This window comes from Dietzia sp. NCCP-2495, from assembly GCF_026011735.1.
Taxonomy (GTDB): domain Bacteria; phylum Actinomycetota; class Actinomycetes; order Mycobacteriales; family Mycobacteriaceae; genus Dietzia.
Map to the genome: position 1 here is coordinate 59,150 of NZ_BRVN01000002.1, position 19,698 is coordinate 78,847.

Annotated in this window: 19 protein-coding genes, 1 tRNA gene and 1 other RNA gene; 16 read left to right on the top strand and 5 right to left on the bottom strand. The window is 68.0% G+C overall.

What is annotated here, in order from left to right; all coding sequences use genetic code 11:
* Nucleotides 1-3: 3 nt before the first annotated feature.
* From OPF83_RS02375 to OPF83_RS02385, 3 genes are all read right to left on the bottom strand, one after another.
* Nucleotides 4-1,209 (bottom strand): acyl-CoA dehydrogenase family protein, encoded by a 1,206-nt coding sequence (locus OPF83_RS02375; protein WP_264885614.1) that lies wholly within the window; start codon nt 1,207-1,209, stop codon nt 4-6.
* Nucleotides 1,210-1,261: 52 nt separating this feature from the next.
* Nucleotides 1,262-2,668 (bottom strand): acyl-CoA dehydrogenase family protein, encoded by a 1,407-nt coding sequence (locus OPF83_RS02380; protein WP_264885615.1) that lies wholly within the window; start codon nt 2,666-2,668, stop codon nt 1,262-1,264.
* Between the two features lie 135 nt (nt 2,669-2,803).
* Complete coding sequence (locus OPF83_RS02385) at nt 2,804-3,613, bottom strand: inositol monophosphatase (protein ID WP_264885616.1); 810 nt, start codon at nt 3,611-3,613, stop codon at nt 2,804-2,806.
* Nucleotides 3,614-3,783: 170 nt separating this feature from the next.
* Here OPF83_RS02385 and prfB point away from each other — a divergent pair, with 170 nt between their 5' ends.
* The 11 genes from prfB to OPF83_RS02440 all read left to right on the top strand — a co-directional run bounded on the left by prfB (nt 3,784) and on the right by OPF83_RS02440 (nt 12,342).
* Entirely contained in the window at nt 3,784-4,905 is a 1,122-nt protein-coding gene (prfB, locus tag OPF83_RS02390; protein ID WP_264885617.1) for a peptide chain release factor 2, read from the top strand.
* The gene (locus OPF83_RS02395; RefSeq protein ID WP_264885618.1) at nt 4,902-5,798 is read left to right on the top strand and encodes a mechanosensitive ion channel family protein; all 897 of its coding nucleotides are present in this window, start codon (nt 4,902-4,904) and stop codon (nt 5,796-5,798) included. Before prfB ends, OPF83_RS02395 begins: the two co-directional genes overlap by 4 nt.
* The gene (locus tag OPF83_RS02400) at nt 5,798-6,352 is read left to right on the top strand and encodes a hypothetical protein (protein ID WP_264885619.1); all 555 of its coding nucleotides are present in this window, start codon (nt 5,798-5,800) and stop codon (nt 6,350-6,352) included. Before OPF83_RS02395 ends, OPF83_RS02400 begins: the two co-directional genes overlap by 1 nt.
* A gap of 82 nt (nt 6,353-6,434) precedes the next feature.
* Nucleotides 6,435-7,124, top strand: coding sequence for a cell division ATP-binding protein FtsE (gene ftsE, locus OPF83_RS02405; RefSeq protein ID WP_264885620.1), 690 nt, complete (start codon nt 6,435-6,437; stop codon nt 7,122-7,124).
* On the top strand, nt 7,124-8,029 hold the full coding sequence (gene ftsX, locus OPF83_RS02410) for a permease-like cell division protein FtsX (protein ID WP_264885621.1): 906 nt from the start codon (nt 7,124-7,126) through the stop codon (nt 8,027-8,029). Before ftsE ends, ftsX begins: the two co-directional genes overlap by 1 nt.
* A 75-nt stretch (nt 8,030-8,104) precedes the next feature.
* A complete protein-coding gene (gene smpB, locus OPF83_RS02415) occupies nt 8,105-8,614 on the top strand; it encodes an SsrA-binding protein SmpB (protein ID WP_264885622.1) in 510 nt (169 codons plus the stop codon).
* The gene (locus tag OPF83_RS02420; RefSeq protein WP_264885623.1) at nt 8,611-9,459 is read left to right on the top strand and encodes a DMT family transporter; all 849 of its coding nucleotides are present in this window, start codon (nt 8,611-8,613) and stop codon (nt 9,457-9,459) included. Before smpB ends, OPF83_RS02420 begins: the two co-directional genes overlap by 4 nt.
* A 130-nt stretch (nt 9,460-9,589) precedes the next feature.
* Nucleotides 9,590-9,964, top strand: a transfer-messenger RNA (tmRNA) gene (gene ssrA / locus OPF83_RS02425).
* Between the two features lie 172 nt (nt 9,965-10,136).
* Nucleotides 10,137-10,874, top strand: coding sequence for a thioredoxin domain-containing protein (locus OPF83_RS02430; protein ID WP_264885624.1), 738 nt, complete (start codon nt 10,137-10,139; stop codon nt 10,872-10,874).
* A gap of 147 nt (nt 10,875-11,021) precedes the next feature.
* Nucleotides 11,022-11,094, top strand: a tRNA-Ala gene (locus OPF83_RS02435).
* Between the two features lie 150 nt (nt 11,095-11,244).
* Complete coding sequence (locus tag OPF83_RS02440; RefSeq protein WP_264885625.1) at nt 11,245-12,342, top strand: serine hydrolase; 1,098 nt, start codon at nt 11,245-11,247, stop codon at nt 12,340-12,342.
* A gap of 58 nt (nt 12,343-12,400) precedes the next feature.
* Here the strand turns inward: OPF83_RS02440 and nadE are convergent, their stop codons facing one another.
* Nucleotides 12,401-13,264: an ammonia-dependent NAD(+) synthetase gene (nadE, locus tag OPF83_RS02445; protein ID WP_264885626.1), complete on the bottom strand. Its 864-nt coding sequence runs from the start codon at nt 13,262-13,264 to the stop codon at nt 12,401-12,403.
* Between the two features lie 200 nt (nt 13,265-13,464).
* On the opposite strand from nadE, the gene ykgO reads away from it, so the two are divergent.
* The 5 genes from ykgO to nrdF all read left to right on the top strand — a co-directional run bounded on the left by ykgO (nt 13,465) and on the right by nrdF (nt 18,376).
* On the top strand, nt 13,465-13,587 hold the full coding sequence (gene ykgO, locus OPF83_RS02450; protein ID WP_264885627.1) for a type B 50S ribosomal protein L36: 123 nt from the start codon (nt 13,465-13,467) through the stop codon (nt 13,585-13,587).
* Nucleotides 13,588-14,269: 682 nt separating this feature from the next.
* The gene (gene nrdH, locus OPF83_RS02455) at nt 14,270-14,500 is read left to right on the top strand and encodes a glutaredoxin-like protein NrdH (RefSeq protein WP_264885628.1); all 231 of its coding nucleotides are present in this window, start codon (nt 14,270-14,272) and stop codon (nt 14,498-14,500) included.
* A 49-nt stretch (nt 14,501-14,549) separates the two neighbouring features.
* The gene (nrdI, locus tag OPF83_RS02460; RefSeq protein WP_264885629.1) at nt 14,550-14,996 is read left to right on the top strand and encodes a class Ib ribonucleoside-diphosphate reductase assembly flavoprotein NrdI; all 447 of its coding nucleotides are present in this window, start codon (nt 14,550-14,552) and stop codon (nt 14,994-14,996) included.
* A gap of 20 nt (nt 14,997-15,016) precedes the next feature.
* The gene (nrdE, locus tag OPF83_RS02465; protein ID WP_264885974.1) at nt 15,017-17,143 is read left to right on the top strand and encodes a class 1b ribonucleoside-diphosphate reductase subunit alpha; all 2,127 of its coding nucleotides are present in this window, start codon (nt 15,017-15,019) and stop codon (nt 17,141-17,143) included.
* 216 nt (nt 17,144-17,359) lie between these two features.
* Complete coding sequence (gene nrdF, locus OPF83_RS02470; RefSeq protein WP_264885630.1) at nt 17,360-18,376, top strand: class 1b ribonucleoside-diphosphate reductase subunit beta; 1,017 nt, start codon at nt 17,360-17,362, stop codon at nt 18,374-18,376.
* 91 nt (nt 18,377-18,467) lie between these two features.
* On the opposite strand, the gene OPF83_RS02475 is transcribed toward nrdF, so the two are convergent.
* Nucleotides 18,468-19,598 carry an ABC transporter substrate-binding protein gene (locus OPF83_RS02475; protein WP_264885631.1) on the bottom strand — a complete coding sequence of 377 codons (1,131 nt, stop codon included), beginning with the start codon at nt 19,596-19,598 and terminating at the stop codon, nt 18,468-18,470.
* Nucleotides 19,599-19,698: the final 100 nt, after the last annotated feature.

The window sequence follows — 19,698 nt, forward strand, 5'->3', positions numbered from 1 at the left end:
AGCTCACTTGAGCTCTGCGCTGGACAGGTCGAGGATACGGCGGGCGATCACCAGCTGCTGGATCTGCTGGGTGCCTTCGAAGATGTCGAGGATCTTCGAGTCGCGCGACCACTTCTCGAGGAAGCTGCGCTCGGAGTAGCCGAATGTGCCCGCGAGCTCCACGGCACCGAGGGTGACGGCGGAACCGGTGCGGCCGGCCTTGGCCTTACACATCGATGCCTCCTTGGTGTTGGGCATCTTGTTGTCGGCCATCCACGCGGCACGGAGTGTGAGGAGGTACGCGGACTCCCAGTCCGCCTCGAGCTCGAGGTACTTGGCCACCGCGGCGGGCTGGCTGGTCGCGGGGCGGTCGTAGTCGATCTCCAGACCGGCCTCGGACAGGAGCGTGCGGATCTCCTCGAGCGCGGCGCGGGCGACGCCCACGGCCATGCCGGCGACCAGCGGACGCGTGTTGTCGAAGGTCTGCATGGCGCCGGCGAAGCCCTTGTCCACGCGGATCTCCGGGTCGCCGAGGAGGTTCGCGGCGGGGACCCGGCAGTCGGTGAACGTGATCTGGGCCGTGTCGGAGGCGCGGATGCCGAGCTTGTGCTCTAGCCGGTCCACCGAGACGCCGGGGTGCTCGCGCGGGACGACGAACGACTTGATGGCGGCGCGGCCCTTGCTCTTGTCGAGCGTGGCCCACACGACGATGTGGTCGGCACGCGCACCGGAGGTGACGAAGATCTTCGTGCCGTTGAGCACGTACTCGTCGCCGTCGAGTCGGGCGGTGGTCGAGACCGCGGCCGAGTCGGAACCGAAGTCGGGCTCGGTGATGGCCATGGAGGCCCACACCCGGCCGAACTTCTCCATCTGCTCGTCGTTGGCCACGGCGGCGATAGCCGAGTTGCCCAGGCCCTGACGGGGGATCGACAGGGTCAGGCCCACGTCTCCCCAACAGGTCTCGATGATGTTGAGCAGCGACTTCATGTTGCCGCCGTTGGACACGCCCTCACGCTTGGGGGCGCCGCCGGAGCCCATGGTGGCGCCCGAGGCCGCCTGACCGGCGTCCTCCATGGCCTCCATCATGGCCTTGAGGGTGTCGAGCTCGACCGGGTACTCGTGCTCGGCCAGGTCGTACTTGCGGGAGACCGGGCGGAAGATCTGGGTCGCGACCTGGCGGGCCTGGTTGGCACCTACCTGGAGCCGCTTGGGGAGTTCGAGGTTGATCATGATCAGAGGTCCTTTGATCCGAAGGAGGCGGGGTGGGTGAGGTCAGGGTGGATCACAGGACCACCACACCCTCTGCCACGCCGACCGCACGGAGGTCGCGGTACCACCGCTCGACCGGGTGCTCCTTGGTGAAGCCGTGTCCACCGAGCAGCTGCACGCCGTCGAGGCCGATCTTCGTGCCCTTCTCCGCGGCGAGCTTGCGGGCCAGCGCGGCCTCGCGGGCGAAGGACAGGCCCTGCTCCGCGCGGGCGGCGCCGCGCCAGGTGACCAGACGCATGCCGTCGAGTTCGGTGGCGATGTCGGCGACCATGAACGCGACCGCCTGACGGTTGGCGATGGGCTCACCGAACGCCTGGCGCTCCTTGACGTAGGGGATCACGTAGTCGAGCACCGCGTGCGACGTGCCCACAGCCAGCGAGGCCCAGCCCAGGCGCGACAGGCGGATGATGTCGGCGTAGCTGGCGGCGCGGTCGGCGTCCGAGGCCTCGGGGCCACCGAGGATCGCGTCTGCGGTAACCGAGACGTCGGTGAGGTTGAGGCGACCCAGGCCGGCGGCGCGCAGACCCATCGACGGGTCGGCCTCCACCACGAGGCCCTCGGTGTCGGACTCCACCACGAAGAAGGCTGGTTTGCCGTCGAGGTTCGCGGCGATCACGAAGAGCTCGGCACTCGCGGCGGTGGGCACCATGGACTTGACGCCGTTGAGCGTGAAGCCGCCGGGGCCGCGGGTGGCGGTGGTCTGCAGCGAGAACGGGTCGAACAGCACGCGCGGCTCGGTCACCACCACGGCGGCGGCGGGAACCGACTCCGAGGCGAACGCGGGCAGGTACGACTTCTGCTGGGCGTCGGAGCCGAACTGTGTCAGCGTGGTGGCCACGCCGGACGGCGCCAGGATCGGCAGGGCCAGGCCCATGTCGCCGTAGGCGAGAGCCTCGGCGACCAGGGAGTTGGTCACGACGCCTCGCTCGGAGGCGATGCCCTCGAACTCCTCGGGCACGTTGAGCATGGTCGCGCCGATCTCGGCCGACCGCTCGAGCAGCGACGCCGGGGCCTCGGCCGCGTGGTCCGCATCGTAGGCGGCCGGGCGGATGACCTCGGTGGCGAAGTCGCGCACCGTCTCGGCGATCATCTGCTGCTCGTCGTCCAGCGTGAGGTCGAACGCGTCCGAGCGGGTCTGCGCGTCGGCCTCGGGCAGACGCTTGGGCGTGCCGCCACCGGAGACCTTCTTGAACGACTTGGTCGCGGCGCCGAGAGTCTTGAAGCCGGACTTGGTGGCCTCGTAGGTGACACGGTCGACCTTCTGCCGGAGGCCGAAGCGCTCGGCGAACTCGGACCCGGTGATGGTCGTGAGCGCGCGCATGGCGGCGCCGATCGCATCGATCTTGGTCGTGTTCAGACCCGGTGTGGAGTTCTCACCGCGCCCGGTCGCGGACGGGGTCGTGGGATTCTTGCTCATCATCACCAGCTGTTCTCGTGACGGAGTGGACGGTGTGGTCGCATTCAACCTTACTTCGGAGTAAGTTTCGAGCGCCAGACTTTCCCCGAAACGGGTCGACCGGTGCGTGAGACGTCGAAGCGTGTGTGGGCCGGGAATTCAGCCCCGCAGGAGGGAAACCGCCTGTTCGACGGCGCCGGCGCGACCCGCGACGAACCAGTCGTACCCGTTGACCTCCACCGTCGCGCACACTCCGCCGGCGCCCTCGACGAGCGCGCGTCCGGGCAGCCAGTCCCATTCGGGGCACGAATGCTGGGCCCAGACGGTGTGCACTCCGCAGGCCACGGACGCCAGGTCGACCGAGCCCGAGCCGAGCATCCGGATCGTCGCGGCACCCCTGCTGAGGCGGTGGAACGGGTCGGCGAGGTCGGGGTCGTCGAAGAACGGGGGGTGGAGGTAGGTGGCGAGGCTCCCCGCGGCGAGATCGCCGGCGTCGAGGTGGGGGACGGGGACACCGTTGCGTCGGGTCGGGATGGAGGACCCGCCGACAAACGTGTCGCCGGTGACCGGCCGGTGGACCGCGCCGAGCAGGTAGTCGTCGGGCCCGGTGAGTGCCACCGCCGAGCACCAGTAGTCGGATCCGTTGACGAAGTTGTAGGTGCCGTCGACGGGGTCCACGACCCATCGTCGTTCGTCGGCCCCCGGGACGAGCGTGCCCTCCTCTCCCAGGACGCCGTCACCTGGGCGGTGCCGGGCCAGCAGGGCGGTGATGCGGGCCTCGGCGGCGTTGTCCGCCTCGGTGACGACGTCGGACACGGAGGTCTTGTGTCGGACGTCGAGGCCGCCCTCGCGCAGGCGACGGGCCAGGGTCCCGGCGTCGACGACGAGGCGCGCCGCCAGGTCGACGTCCGTCAGTGTCGCGGTGGTCTCGTCGGGCAGGTGGCGGGGTGTGCGGGTATCGGTGGACATGGTCTTCCTCCGCTGATCGGCCGTGGTGGCTCCGCTGCCCGGGTGTCGGTAGCGGGTCCGTGGCGCCGACGCTACCCCCGGCGGGCGACAATCCGACGTGGGAAGGGTCACGGGCGGGAGACGGGCGTGCGAACACGAGGAGACGAGGGAGCCGCGTAGAGTTGGAAACCGTGCACCCTGACGTCTCTGCTGATATCGCCGCCCTCGACACCACCATGACCACGGTCGAGAAGGTCCTCGACATCGAGGAACTCGCCAGACGCGTCGACGAGCTCGAGCAGATGGCCGCCGACCCCGACCTGTGGAACGACCAGGACCGCGCGCAGAAGGTCACCAGCGAGCTGTCCTATATCCAGGCGGACCTGCGCAGGTGCCGCGAGCTCCGAGGCCGGATCGACGATCTGCCGCTCATGTACGAGCTCGCCGAGGAGGCGCAGGCCGAGGGCGATTCCTCGGCGGTCGAGGAGGCCGATTCCGAGCGCGCGTCGCTGCGTGAGGACGTGGAGGCGCTCGAGGTCAAGACCATGCTCAGCGGTGAGTACGACCAGCGTGACGCCGTGGTGAACATCCGCGCCGGCGCGGGCGGGGTGGACGCCGCGGATTTCGCCGAGATGCTCATGCGTATGTACATCCGCTGGGCCGAGAAGGCGGGCCACAAGGTCGAGGTGTACGACACCTCGTACGCGGAGGAGGCGGGCATCAAGTCCGCCACGTTCGTCGTCAAGGACCCGTACATGTACGGGACGCTGTCGGTTGAGCAGGGCGCGCACCGTCTCGTCCGCATCTCGCCGTTCGACAACCAGGGCCGCCGGCAGACCTCGTTCGCCGAGGTGGAGGTGCTGCCCGTGGTGGAGACCGTCGACTCGATCGACGTCCCGGAGAACGAGGTCCGCGTCGATGTGTACCGATCGTCCGGTCCCGGCGGTCAGTCCGTCAACACCACCGACTCGGCGGTCCGGCTCACCCACATCCCCACGGGCATCGTGGTGACGTGCCAGAACGAGAAGTCGCAGCTGCAGAACAAGGTCGCCGCCATGAAGGTGCTGCAGGCCAAGCTGCTCGAGCGCAAGCGCCAGGAGGAGCGCGCCGCGATGGACGCGCTCGGTGCCGGCGGCAACGCGTCGTGGGGTAACCAGATGCGGTCCTACGTCCTGCACCCGTACCAGATGGTCAAGGACCTCCGGACCGAGTACGAGGTCAACAATCCGTCCGCGGTCCTGGACGGGGACATCGACGCGTTCATCGAGGCCGGCATCCGCTGGCGTATGCGGGAGGGAGCCGACGCCGAATGAGGCTCGACACCGACTTCGGCGGGATCCTGTCCTGGCTGAGCAACCAGGGGCTCGAGATCGCGCTCCTGGTCCTGGGTGCGGCCCTGCTCACCCGCGTCATCACCAAGATCGCCCGGATGTGGACGGAGCGGATCGACCGCCAGAACTCCGACAAGGACATGTGGTCGGAGGACTCCAAGCACCTGCACTCGCTCGTCCAGGTGCTCTCGTACGTCATCGTCGGCGTGCTCTACATCATCGTCGCCATCCAGATCCTGCTGCGGTTCGGCGTCAACCTCGTCGCCCTCGTGGCCCCGGCGACCGTCCTCGGTGCCGCCCTGGGCTTCGGTGCGCAGCGGATCGTCCAGGATTTCCTCGCGGGCTTCTTCGCGTTGGCCGAGCGCCAGTACGGCTACGGCGACATCGTCGAGCTCACCACGTCCACCGGGGTCGCCGCGGGCACCGTGGAGGACGTCACGTTGCGTGTGACCAGGCTGCGGACGCTCGACGGTGAGGCCGTCATCGTCCCCAACGGCCAGATCATCACCGCGATCAACCAGTCGCAGGACTGGGCCCGCGCGGTCGTCGACGTGCCGGTGCCCAACTCGGCGGACCTGGACCTCGTCCACGACGTCCTGGGCGAGATCTGCCGCGACATCGTCCACGACGACTACGTGGGGGTCTACATCCTCGACGAGCCGAGCGTCATGGGAGTCCAGGCGATCCGGCTCGAGCAGACCGTCCTCCGGTTGTTGGCGCGGACCAAGCCCGGTATGCAGTGGGAGGTCGGCCGGCGCATGCGCGCGGTGATCCTGCGTCGGTTCCGGCAGGAGGGGATCGTCCTCGAGCCCGAGGCGCTGGCCGCGATCCGCGCGGGGATGGTGCGCCCCGACGACGCGGAGGCGGGGGTCTGATGTCGCGGAAGAGCGGTGCGGGCGGCAGTGGCGACGACGGCGAGGGCACGTCGACGCGGGGCGGGGTCACCACGGGCGAGCCGGAGACAGGACAGACTCGTCCGGAGGCGCTGTCGCTGCTCCTGGAGTTCGTCAAGATGTCGCGGACCAGTGCGATCCTGCTCGTCGTCTTCCTGCTGACCGGGGCCTTGTACCTGGTCGTGCGGGAGGAGCCCGTCGTGGCGTTCCGGTCGCCACAGAACCCCGACACCTCGCACACCGGCGAGGCGGGCCCGACGTCGGAGGAATCGTCCGGAACGACCGCCCCGGATCAGTCCACGGGTGTCACGACGCCGCCGGTGCCGTCGTCACCCTCTCCGTCACCCACCGGGGCCGAGCCGGGGGCCGACGGCGACACGGCCTCGGAGACGACCGACACGTCGGTTCCGGCGAGGAGGCCGGGCGCCGACGGTGGACCGGCAGCGACGGAGCCCGCGCCGACCGGGGGAGACCAGGCCCCGGCGACGCCGATTCCAGACGCGCAGGCGACGGGCACCGGCGTCCCGGACTCGTAGTCGACGGGCACGAGCGGTCTGGACGCGGGACGAATCCATCGCGGAGGGTGGCGCGTGGCAGATGTGACGCTAGGCTGCTCGTGTGATCAGTGTTTCTCATGTGACCAAGTCGTACGCCGCGTCGGCGCGTCCGGCTCTGTCGGATGTGAGCGTGGAGGTCGGTAAGGGCGAGTTCGCGTTCCTCATCGGCGCCTCCGGCTCGGGGAAGTCCACGTTCCTCCGGCTCCTGCTGCGCGAGGACCGTGCGGATTCGGGCGCGCTCGTCGTGGCCGGGCACGACCTCGTCACGATGAAGCCGAAGCACATCCCGGTGCTCCGGCGGTCCCTCGGCGTCGTGTTCCAGGATTTCCGACTGCTGGAGGGCAAGACCGTGGCGGAGAACGTCGCCTTCGCCCTCCAGGTGATCGGTAAATCCCCCAAGGAGATCGCCAAGGTCGTGCCCGAGACCCTCGACATGGTGGGGCTCGGCAACAAGGCCACCCGCCGCCCGCACGAGCTCTCCGGCGGCGAGCAGCAGCGCGTCGCGATCGCGCGAGCCTTCGTCAACCGCCCGAAGCTCCTGCTGGCGGACGAGCCGACCGGCAACCTCGACCCCGAGACCAGCGAGGACATCATGCTCCTGCTCGACAGGATCAACAGGACGGGGACCACGGTTCTCATGGCCACCCATGATCGGCACATCGTCGACCGGTCGCGACGCCGCGTCGTCGAACTCGTCGACGGCGCGGTCGTCCGCGACGACGCCCGCGGCACCTACGGGGTCGACCGCTGATGGCCGCCGCGTCGTTTATCGCCTCGGAGATCGGCCAGGGGCTGCGCCGGAACCTGTCCATGACACTGGCCATGATCATCACCACCGCCGTGGCGCTGGGGATGCTCGGCGCGGGCGTACTGGTGGTGATCACCGCCTCCGCCAGCCAGGACAAGTACGACTACCTCAACGAGTTCCGCGTCTACGTCGACCGATCGATCTCGATCGAGGACCCGGACTGTGAGGCCGACTGCGCGACCATCAGGGACCAGCTCGAGTCCACCGACGGGGTCGCCACGGTGGAGTACAAGAACCCCACCCAGACCTACGAGGAGTTCGTCGATCTCTTCGCGTCCACGGACCCGGTCCTGGTCGAGTCCACCTCACCGGATGCGCTCGGGTCCCGGTTCACCCTGACCCTGACCGATCCCACCCGCGCCGAGGCCGTGGCGACAGAGCTGGCAGCGGTCGAGGGCATCGAGGTGGTCCAGGGGCAGGGCGAGTTGGTCGAGCGCGTCTTCTCTATCCTCGACAGCATCCGTAACGCGGCCTTCGCGATCGCCGTGGTCCAACTCGTCGCCACGGTCCTGCTCATCGCCAACATGACCCAGATCGCGGCGTTCACCCGCCGCACCGCCGTCGGGATCATGCGCCTCGTCGGTGCCAGTCGCAGGTACACCGACCTGCCGTTCATCCTCGAAGCGGTCATCGCCGCCGTGGTCGGCGCGGTCCTGGCCGTGGGCGGCCTGCTCGTGGGCAAGAGCGTCTTCCTCGACCGCATTCTCGACGAGGCGTACCGGGCCAACCTCATCGAGCGGATCACCACCTCCGACATCCTGCTCATGGCGCCGGTGCTCGTCGTCGCGGGCGGCGTGGTCTCCGCGCTGACCGCCTGGGCGACACTGCGGCTGGTGGTCAAGGACTGAGCGGGTTCGGCACCGCCGGCGCGGCTGATCTAGACTGTGGGGTCTGCCCTACCGGGAACAAGGAGGTGAACCGGCGTGGCCAAGAAGAACAAGAAGAAGGGCGCGTCGTCCCTCGGTACCGACGGGAGCATCGTCGCCAGCAACCGCAAGGCGAAGCACGAATACCAGATCCTCGACACCTACGAGGCGGGGATCGCGCTGGTGGGGACCGAGATCAAGAGCATGCGCGAGGGCAAGGCCTCGCTGGTCGATGCGTTCGCGACGGTCGACGACGGCGAGGTCTGGCTCCGCGGGCTCCACATCCCCGAGTACTCCCACGGGAGCTGGACCAACCACGCGCCCAAGCGGGCCCGCAAATTGCTGCTGCACCGTCGTGAGATCGACTCGCTCATCGGCAAGGTCCGCGACGGGAACGCGACGCTCGTGCCGCTGTCGCTCTACTTCGTCGGCGGGCGGGTGAAGGTCGAGCTCGCCGTCGCGCGCGGTAAGCAGGCCCACGACAAGCGCCACGACATCGCTCGTCGGACAGCCGAACGCGAGGCGGTCCGGGAGATGGGCAGGAAGATCAAGGGCATGCGGGGATGATGCCCGTCGTGCTGGCGTCCACGTCAGCGGTGGCGTACGGCATCAGCGACTACCTCGGCGGAGTCGCCTCCCGGCGCGCGCGGGCCCTGCGCGTCGTCAGCATCTCCTACCCGGTCTCGATAGGCCTCGTGGGGATCGCCGCGATCATCGCGGGAGGATCGCCGACGCTCGCCGGACTGGCCTGGGGACTGGCCTCGGGGGTGGCCTCCGGCATCGCCGTGTGGAGCTTCTACGTCGCCCTGTCCAGGGGGCCGATGAGTGTCATCTCGCCGATCACCGCGGTCCTCGCCGCGGCCGGACCGCTGGCGTTCGGCCTGGCGGCGGGGGAGCGTCCCGGGGGCACGGCGCTCGTGGGGATGGCCATCGCGCTGGTGGCGACGGTCCTGGTGTCCATGGAGGACGAACAGGGGTCGTCCGTCGCCCACGGTCGCCTCACCCGGCAGCTGTTCGTACTGTCGATCTTGTCCGGCCTGGCGTTCGCCGCCTTCTTCGTCCTGCTCGCGCAGGTGCCCGAGGGGCAGGGGTTGTGGCCGGTCGGTGCGTCGCGTGTCGGGGCGACCGTCATCCTGCTCGTCGCGGCGGTCGCGGCGAGGGAGTCGTTCCGGTTCGCCCGCAGGCTCATCGCCGTGGGCGTGGTGATCGCCGTGTTCGACGCCGTCGCCAACGGGACGTTCTACTTCGCGGCGCAGGCGGGGATGCTCTCGCTGGTCAGCGTGATCGCCGCCCTCTATCCGGCGTTCACCGTCGCGCTCGCTGTGACCCATGGTGGAGAACGTCTCAGGATCGTCCAGGTCGTCGGGCTCGCGCTGGCCGCGGTGGCGATCTCCCTCCTGGCACTGGCGTGAATCTCCCGGCTCCGGTGTGAGTCTCCCGCTACCGGCCTGAGGTCGGTGCGGAGACCGAGATCACGCTGGTCCCGGGCGGCCTGACGGGGTAGAGTGAACACTCCGTCGTCGAGAGTCGACGGACCTGCTAGGGGCTGATGTGGTTTCGACTACGTGAGTTGACGCAGGGGAAGCGTGCCGGTGCAGGCCAGAGACCACCGTGAGCGTCGTGGCAACCAATTACGCGCCGATACCAATCAGCGCGACTACGCCCTCGCTGCCTGATCAGCGAGCCCGTAGTCTGTCGGCCCGGGGTCGCCCTCGCCCCGGTCCCCGGCATCATCTAGAGGGATCACCGGCCCATCCGGTCACGGGGTGGGTCGGGACACCAAACAGTGACTGGGATCGTCATCACCAACACGTCCGCATGAGGGTGAGATCCGAGTAGAGGCCATCGCGGACTGCGCACGGAGAAGCCCTGCCGACGCTGCGGAGGACCCGGGTTCAATTCCCGGCAGCTCCACACTCGGGCCTCACCCCCGGTCGAGTTTCGACCGGGGGTGAGGTGCATCCAGGGGCTTTCGGCCTCGCTCGAGGTGGGACGCGGGGGAGGGGACTCGATGTTCGGTACCCTCTCGCATAGCGCCGATCACCGGGAGTGGTCGGGTTTCACCCGGTAGAGAAAGGCCGTCGCACACGTGAACGCCAAGCCCAACAAGAGCACCAAGGTGCTGCAGACGAAGTCCAACAACGGGATGCTCATCACGGTCATCGCTCTCATCGCGGTCGCCGTGGTGGTCCTCGGTGGTGTCATCTGGATGGCGCAACGCGGTGGTGAGGCGAACCCGATCTCGTTCGGCGAGACGGCGGATCCGGCGATCGAGATCACGGACACCGGCGTCATGGTGGTCGGCGAGGCGGACGCGCCGACCATCCAGGTGTGGGAGGACTACATGTGTCCCGCTTGTGGCAACTTCGAGGCCACGAACGGCTCGGCGATCGCCGAGGCGATCGAGGCAGGCGACCTGCGCGCGGAGTTCCACACGCTGAACTTCCTCAACGCGCAGTCCGGTTCCGGTGAGTACTCGACCCGGGCCCTGGCCGCGATCCAGTGCGTCGCGGCGAAGGACACGCTGCCGACCTTCCTCGCCGTCAAGGAGGCCTTCTTCACCAACCAGCCGGCAGAGGGCGGCGGCGACCTCAGTGCGCGCGAGCTCGCCTCGCTGGCCGAGGACGCGGGCGCCAACTCTGACTCCGTCGAGTGCATCGGCAACGTCGAGACCAACGGCGGCATGGACAAGGCGGAGGAGAGCGCGGACAACGCTCAGAAGACCATCCGCGAGGTCTCTGACCGGGTGTCGACCCCGACCGTCGCCTTCGAGGGCGAGGTCGTCGAGACCGGTAGCCCCACCTGGCTCACCGACATCATCGGCTGACCCGTCAGGCTCGCTCTGACCTGCGAGTTCGCGTCATCCGGCCCCGCCTCACCCGGCGGGGCCGGACCCGATTTGGAACCAGTGCGGGTGGTCGTGTAACTTAATCCAGGCCGGTGACCGAGAGGGAAACGGCAGATAACAGAACACGGGGCTATGGCGCAGCTGGTAGCGCACCACACTGGCAGTGTGGGGGTCAGGGGTTCGAGTCCCCTTAGCTCCACAGGAAAGACAATCCCGGATCGTCACCATGACGATTCGGGATTCGTCATCTCGGCGGGCTCGTCAACCGGGTCGACCTCGGGGAGCAGCTCGGTCCCGGGCTGACCCGGAAAATGCCACGCCCCGATCCCGGAACTCCTAGGGTCGGGGCGTGGACGCTCTCACCGCCGCCCGGGCTGAACTCGACCACGCCGTCACCGACGGACGGGTGATCGGCTACGTCTGCGGGATCAGGGAATCCGGCGGGTCGCAGATCGTCGCGGGAGGCGTGCACGAGCTCGGCGGACGGTCCGTGGCCGAGGACGCGGTGTTCGCGTTGTCGTCCACCACCAAACCGCTGGGCGGGATGCTCGCCACGGCGCTCCTCGAGCGCGGAGTCCTCGAGCTCGATGCCCCGGTTGAGCCCTTGCTGCCCGAGTTGGCGTCACCGCGGGTGCTCGCCCGCCCCGACGGCCCGCTCGACGACACCGTCCCCGCGGACAGGCCCATCACCCTGCGCCACCTGCTCGCCATGACCGCCGGGTTCGGCTGGGTGGGGGACAACCCCGCGCTCGGCGAGGCGATGTCCGAGAGCGGCGTGGGGCCCGGGCCGTACGCCCCCTCGATCCCGCCGGAAACGTACCTGCAGCGGCTCGCGGCGCTGCCACTGGCCAGCCATCCCGGCGACCGGTGGTGGTACCACACGAGCAGTGACGTCCTGGGTGTCCTGCTGGCACGGGCGACCGGTTCGGGTGTCGCCGCGCTGATGGAGGAGTACGTGACCGGTCCGCTGGGGCTGGAGGACACGGCGTTCATCGCCGATCCGTCCCGGATGCCGACCTGCTACGGCGCGGGGCAGGATGGGGAGCCGACGGCGCTGTCCACGGCCGAGAGGTTCGCGAGCCCTCCGGTCTTCGAGTCCCTGGCGTGCGGCCTGGCCTCGACGGTCGGCGACTATCTGACGTTCCTCGACGCTCTCGTCCACGGCGGACCGGTACTCACCGAGGCCGGGGCGCGGTTGCTGGCGACGGATCAACTCACCGACAGTCAGCGGGGCGCGACGCACGACATGCTCGGCCCTGGGTGCGGGTACGGGTTCGGAGTCGAGGTGCGCCCGGACGGGGCGGTGGGGTGGGCCGGTGGTCTGGGGTCGATCGGGTATGTCGACCGCCGCCGCGGCCGGTCGGCGGCGGTGTTCGTCACCCAGTCGTTCGATGTGCCGGGCACGCAGGAAGCCCTGGACCAGGTCTGGCGCCTCCTGCAGGTCTGACGTCGGTCCGGGTGTCGCCGGCAGCGTGGGTCGGTGTCGGCCGCGTGGGTGCCCTCGCCTAGCGCCACCACGTGTCGAGCGGGGACGCCGGCATGGCGCGCTTGTGGCGTGAGTTCATGAAGAGGCGCTCGATCCGGGCCGCCGCCTCGGCGGGGACGTCGTCGACGCCCTCGAGGTAGTCGTCGATCTGCGCGTACGTCACCCCGAGTGCCACTTCGTCGGGTAGTCCCGGGCGGTCGTCCTCGAGATCGGCGGTGGGGACCTTCCGCCAGGTGGAGTCGGGAGCGCCGAGGTGGCGCAGCAGTGCCGCGCCCTGACGCTTGGTGAGACCGGTCAGGGGTGTGAGGTCCACGCCGCCGTCGCCGTACTTGGTGTAGAAGCCCGTGACGGCCTCCGCGGCGTGGTCGGTGCCGACGACGACGAGGTTCAGCTGCCCGGCCACCGCGTACTGCGCGATCATCCGTTCACGCGCCTTGACGTTGCCGCGGACGAAGTCGCGGAGCGGGCCCGCCTGACCGGGGACAGCCGAGAGGGCGGTGGCCGCGGCGGCGGACGAGGCGTCGGCGGCGGCCTTGATGTCGACGGTCACGCACGTGTCGGGTCGGATGAAATCGAGGGCGGTCCGCGCGTCGTCCTCGTCGGCCTGGACGCCGTACGGCAGGCGCATGGCGACGAACCGGGTATCGGCCTCGCCCTCGGCGCGCAGCCTCTCGGCGGCGAGTTGACACAGTCGACCCGCCAACGTGGAGTCCTGCCCACCGCTGATGCCCAGGACGAAACCGGACGTGGGTGTCGCGCGGAGATAGTCGACGAGGAAGGCCACCCGGTCCTCGATCTCCCGGGCGGGGTCGATGTGGGGACGGACCCCGAGGCCCGAGATGATCGCGGCCCTGAGGCCGGTGGCGCCGGCGGAATTGTCCATGCAGTCCAGCATAGAGGCGCCGGGCGCGCGATAACCGACTGTGGTCGCGGCGGTTGCTCGCCGAATGGAGTTCCGGGGGTGAGTCCGTTACGATAGAGCAGTTGTGTGTAGAGCAAGGTCGCCCTTCCGGGCGTCCGCGTCGCACAGTAATCCCGTCAAGTGCGGCCCTCCGGCCGCCCCGAGAGCCTAAGGAGCGCCAGATGAAGGTCCGTAAGTCCCTTCGGTCGCTGAAGAACAAGCCGGGCGCCCAGGTTGTCCGCCGCCACGGCAAGGTCTACGTGATCAACCGCAAGGATCCCCGTTTCAAGGCCCGCCAGGGCTGAGCATTCTCTGCGTGACTTCTCACGCACCCGACAAGGGCCCGTCACCGGTACGCCGGTGACGGGCCCTTGTCGTCGTCCCCGGATGGCCCCGGCCCCGGCGTCGTGACGGCCCGTCGTCCGGGTCCTCCCGGGCGCGTTCGGAACGCAGACGAGAGGGCGATCCGAACGTGGCGACAACGGTGTCCGAACGCAGCCGTGAGCGCATCCGACACCGCATCCCTGCGGAGGCGACGGGGGTGGCCGGAACGCCGAAATAGTGGGGAACCTGTGGATGGAATGGGGACGAATTGTGGGGGCGTTGGGGGCTGTTTGTGACTTGCGGAAACGATGTTTCACAACGGCCTCCGGGGTGTCACCATGGTCAGGTGCCAACGCCATGAGGGCCCCGGCGCAGCCCCTCCCGAGCCGAGGTGGTCGCGTCCCACAAGGCGGGATCACGACCTGGGAATTCCAGGGATGTAAGACCAAAATGTTGTGGTTGGTTGACCTTCTGGGCACTAGGGGTAGTGTCTAGAGGTATTGCGGCACCGATGAATGCCATCCATGCGATTCGGTCCACGATCACTGACAGCCACCACGGTTCTCCGCAGGCCGCGCCAGAAGCGCCGGTCGGTAGAGCCGCCACGAGACAGAGCCCCTCGCGCCCCTGTGGCGCCCGCGATGAAACGAGGTCCCCCCACTCATGGTCACCGTCTACACCAAGCCCGCCTGCGTCCAGTGCAACGCGACCTACAAGGCGCTCGACAAGGCCGGCATCGAGTACCAGAGCATCGACATCTCCGTGGACGACGAGGCCCGCGAGTACGTCATGGCGCTCGGGTACCTCCAGGCGCCGGTCGTGGTGACCGAGTCAGACCACTGGTCGGGGTTCCGTCCGGACCGCATCAAGGCCCTCGCGACTGTCGCGGCCTGATCCCGGACGTTCTTTCCACACCGCTTTTCCAGGTGACTAGGGGGCAGCCATGGCGGCTCCGGTGCCGACCGACGAGTCGGTGAGGATCGTCTACTTCTCCAATGTGTCCGAGTACACGAAGAAATTCGTGGACCGGCTCGGCCTTCCCGCGGTGCGCATACCGGTGAGGAAGGCCGAGCCCATGCCGGTGGTGTCGGACCCGTATGTTCTGATCGTCCCGACCTACGGGGGAAGCCTCGAGATCACCGGGAGGAACGGGGCAGCAGTCCCACGTCAGGTGGTCGCGTTCCTCAACGACGCGCACAACAGAAGTCTCTGCCGGGGCGTCATCGCGACCGGCAACACCAACTTCGGAACCGACTTCGGTCGCTCAGGCGACGTGATCTCCAAGAAGTTGGAGATCCCGTACCTCTATAGGTTCGAGTTGATGGGTACACAGGAGGACGTCATCCGCGTCCGAGAAGGATTGGAAGAGTTTTGGCAGCACCAACAGTGACCCCCGAGAGCACCGGCACCATGGCGACCGAGGGGCAGCGCCTGGATTACCACGCGCTCAACGCCATGCTCAACCTGTACGACGCGGACGGGAAGATCCAGTTCGAGAAGGACCATGAGGCGGCGCGGGAGTACTTCCTCCAGCACGTCAACCAAAACACGGTCTTCTTCCACAACCTGGACGAGAAGCTCGACTACCTCCTGGAAAAGGACTACTACGAGCGTGAGGTGCTCGACCAGTACACGCGCAACTTCGTGCGCGAGCTGTTCGACTACGCCTACGCCAAGAAGTTCCGCTTCCAGACCTTCCTCGGCGCGTTCAAGTACTACACCTCGTACACGCTCAAGACGTTCGACGGGAAGCGCTACCTCGAGCGCTACGAGGACCGCGTCTGCATGGTCGCCCTCACCCTCGCCGCCGGCGACGAGGTGCTGGCCCGCCAGCTGGTCGACGAGGTGATCGAGGGCCGTTTCCAGCCCGCGACCCCCACGTTCCTCAACTCCGGCAAGAAGCAGCGCGGCGAGCCCGTCTCGTGCTTCCTGTTGCGTATCGAGGACAACATGGAGTCGATCGGTCGCGGTATCAACTCTGCTCTGCAGCTGTCCAAGCGCGGCGGCGGCGTGGCGCTGCTGCTGTCCAACCTGCGTGAGCACGGTGCGCCGATCAAGCATATCGAGAACCAGTCCTCGGGCGTCATCCCCGTGATGAAGCTGCTGGAGGACTCGTTCTCCTACGCCAACCAGCTGGGTGCACGCCAGGGCGCCGGAGCCGTGTACCTGCACGCCCACCACCCGGACATCCTCAAGTTCCTTGATACCAAGCGTGAGAACGCGGACGAGAAGATCCGCATCAAGACCCTCTCGCTGGGCGTAGTGATCCCGGACGTCACGTTCGAGCTCGCCAAGCGTAACGACGACATGTACCTGTTCTCGCCGTACGACGTGGAGCGCATCTACGGCAAGCCGTTCGCCGACGTCAACATCAGCGAGCACTACCACGAGATGGTGGAAGACAGCCGGATCAAGAAGACCAAGATCAACGCGCGGCAGTTCTTCCAGACCGTCGCCGAGCTGCAGTTCGAGTCCGGCTACCCGTACATCATGTACGAGGACACGGTGAACCGCGCCAACCCGATCGCCGGACGGATCACGCACTCCAACCTGTGCTCCGAGATCCTCCAGGTCTCCACACCGTCGACGTTCAACGACGACCTGTCGTACTCGCACGTGGGCAAGGACATCTCCTGCAATCTGGGGTCGATGAACATCGCCAAGTCGATGGACTCGCCGGACTTCGGCCGGACGATCGAGACCGCGATCCGTGGGCTCACCGCAGTGTCCGACCAGACGTCCATCTCGTCGGTGCCCTCCATCGAGCGCGGCAACTCGGAGTCGCACGCGATCGGTCTCGGCCAGATGAACCTGCACGGTTACCTCGCCCGTGAGCGGATCTACTACGGGTCCGACGAGGGCGTCGATTTCACGAACATCTACTTCTACACCGTGCTCTACCACGCGCTGCGGGCCTCGAACGCCATCGCGCGGGAGCGTGGCACCTGGTTCGCCGGGTTCCCGGAGTCGAAGTACGCCACCGGCGAGTTCTTCGACAAGTACACCGACCAGGTGTGGGAGCCGGCCACCGACAAGGTGCGCCAGCTGTTCGCCGACGCCGAGGTGGCCATCCCCACCCAGGACGACTGGCGCGCCCTCAAGGCGGAGGTGCAGCAGTACGGCATCTACAACCAGAACCTGCAGGCGGTGCCGCCCACCGGTTCGATCAGCTACATCAACAACTCCACCTCGTCGATCCACCCGGTGGCCTCGAAGATCGAGATCCGCAAGGAGGGCAAGATCGGGCGCGTCTACTACCCGGCGCCCTACTTGACGAACGACAACCTGGACTACTACCAGGACGCGTACGAGATCGGGTACGAGAAGATCATCGACACCTACGCGGCCGCCACCCAGCACGTCGACCAGGGACTCTCGCTCACGCTGTTCTTCAAGGACACGGCGGACACCCGCGAGGTCAACCGCGCGCAGATCTACGCGTGGCGTAAGGGCATCAAGACGCTGTACTACATCCGCGTCCGTCAGCTCGCGCTCGAGGGCACGGAGGTCGAGGGCTGCGTCTCGTGCATGCTGTGAGCGGCCGCCGGACCGAGGAGTTCACGGTCGAGGGCATGACGGGACACCGTCTCGCCGCGTACCTCGACCGGTCCGCCGTGCCGGATCTGATCAGTCCCGGCCCGGCCGCCTGACCGGGCGGCGCCGGCCCGAGACCCGGCGCAACAGACCACCTGTCCTCGACCGATTCCCGTTGCAGATCGCTTCACCGCAGCGCCCCGAATAAGGAACTCACCGATGACCGCAGACATCCACGCCCCGGGATCGCACAGTCCCGCCGCCGGCGTCCAGCCCAAGCTCGTCGACCGCGTGTCCGCGATCAACTGGAACCGCATCCCCGACGAGGTCGACGACCAGGTCTGGGGACGGCTCACGAGCAATTTCTGGCTTCCCGAGAAGGTGCCGGTCTCCAACGACATCCCGTCGTGGGAGACCCTGACCGAGTACGAGCAGACGCTCACCACGAGGGTGTTCGCCGGCCTGACCCTCCTCGACACCCTCCAGGGCACCGTCGGAGCGGTCAGCATGATCCCGGACGCCTCCACCCCGCACGAGGAGGCGGTACTCACCAACATCGCGTTCATGGAGTCGGTGCACGCCAAGAGCTATTCGACCATCTTCTCCACGCTCTGCTCCACCCCGCAGGTCGACGACGCGTTCCGGTGGGCCGAGGAGAACCCGTACCTGCAGCGCAAGGCCAAGATCGTGCTCGGGTACTACACCGGCGACGACCCGCTCAAGCGCAAGATCGCCTCGGTGATGCTCGAGTCTTTCATGTTCTATTCGGGCTTCTATCTCCCGATGCGGTGGTCCTCGCGAGCCAAGCTCACCAACACCGCGGACATGATCCGGCTGATCATCCGTGACGAGGCGGTACACGGCTACTACATCGGGTACAAGTACCAGCGCGGCCTCGATCAGGTCGACCAGGCGACCCGCGACGAGCTCAAGGAATACACCTTCGAGCTGCTCTTCGAGTTGTACGACAACGAGGCGGACTACACCGAGGACCTCTACGACCCGGTGGGGTGGACCGAGGACGTCAAGAAGTTCCTGCGCTACAACGGGAACAAGACCCTGATGAACCTCGGCTACGAGCCGATGTTCCCCAAGGACGAGACCGACGTGGACCCGGCGATCCTCGCGGCGCTGAGCCCCAACGCCGATGAGAACCACGACTTCTTCTCCGGCTCGGGCAGCTCGTACGTCATGGGCAAGGCCGTCGCCACCGAGGACGAGGACTGGGACTTCTGAACCGGCGTCCCGCAGGGACCGGGAGATGACGACGAAGCGGGAGCGCGCCACCGGCGTGCTCCCGCTTCGTCATTCCCATCGGCCTGACTCGCTATCCGTCGGGAGCGATGCCGTTGACCGCCTTGCGGATGTCCTCCAGGATCGCCGTGGCCGCGACCGGACCGTGGCCCTCCCACACCGCCCTGTCCACGACGAACATCCGGCTGGCCTGCACCGCTTCGAGCTCCGACCACCTGTCCGAGGCGAACACCTCGCGCGCCTCCTCCGCTGTGCCACGACTGCCGCCGACCACGGTGAAGATCACGTCCCCATCGAGTTCGTCGCCCAGTGCAGGGGACTGGGGCAGGGGAGGGATGCGCTCTCCGTCCCGGGTCCGTTGCGCGGGCGGTCGTCCGGCTTCCACCGCCTCGAGCATCAGGGAGCCGAGCGTGTCCGGGGCCTGGACTGCCACACCGTCGCCCTCATCACCAGTGACGGTCACGAGAGAGACGTTGGTGTCCGCGGGGTGCGTCGCGCCCGTGGTGAAACGGGCCCGGTCGAGCACCTGCAGGAGGAGATCCCCTCCCGCGCGAGGGCGACCGTAGGCGTCGGAGATCGCTTCCGTGGCATCGGCCCAGGACAGGGCGTCAGAGTCATAGACGACCGTGGTGGCGACGGACGACAGTGCGTCGAGAAGGGCCGGATCGAGTCCCTCCGCGGGAATCACAATGAGGTCCGGACGTAGCTCCCGCGCCGCCGTTGCCACCGCCGAAGGCTCGCGGTCACCAGTCAGTACCTCGGGGAGGTCGACGAGAGTATCGGGGAGGTAGACGTCCGCGTCCACGGGGAGCCCGGAGGTCCCCACGACGAGGTCCTGCAGGCCGAGCGCGCACGCCACGTCCACGGCTCCCGCGCCCATCGCGAGGATGCGTTCGGGGGAGCGGGGTACCTCGACCGTGTCGGCGCCGGGCCCGGCCGAGTCCACCTCACGGTCACGAGTTCCCGGGAACTCCGCCGGAGCGGGCTCCTCCGCGCACGAGTTCTCGGGCTCGGCGGCCCGCTGCAGCTCCTCGCCGGCGATCCGCGACGGTGTCGTCGTCACCGGGTGTTCGACCATGTCCACGGGGGAGGGGCCGCACGCGGCGAGCAACAATCCGAGTGCCAGCGGGGGCGCGAGCCGGGCGGCGAGGCGCCCGTACCCCCGCCCGGGGCAGACGGGTGGCGTCGAAGCGGAGTCGGTCATGAGAACACAGCCTAGGAGATGGCCCGGATCACCTCGTCGACGTGGAGGTCACAGGGGATCTGCGACCGGGGTGTTGACGGTGGATGAGCTGTCACCGATC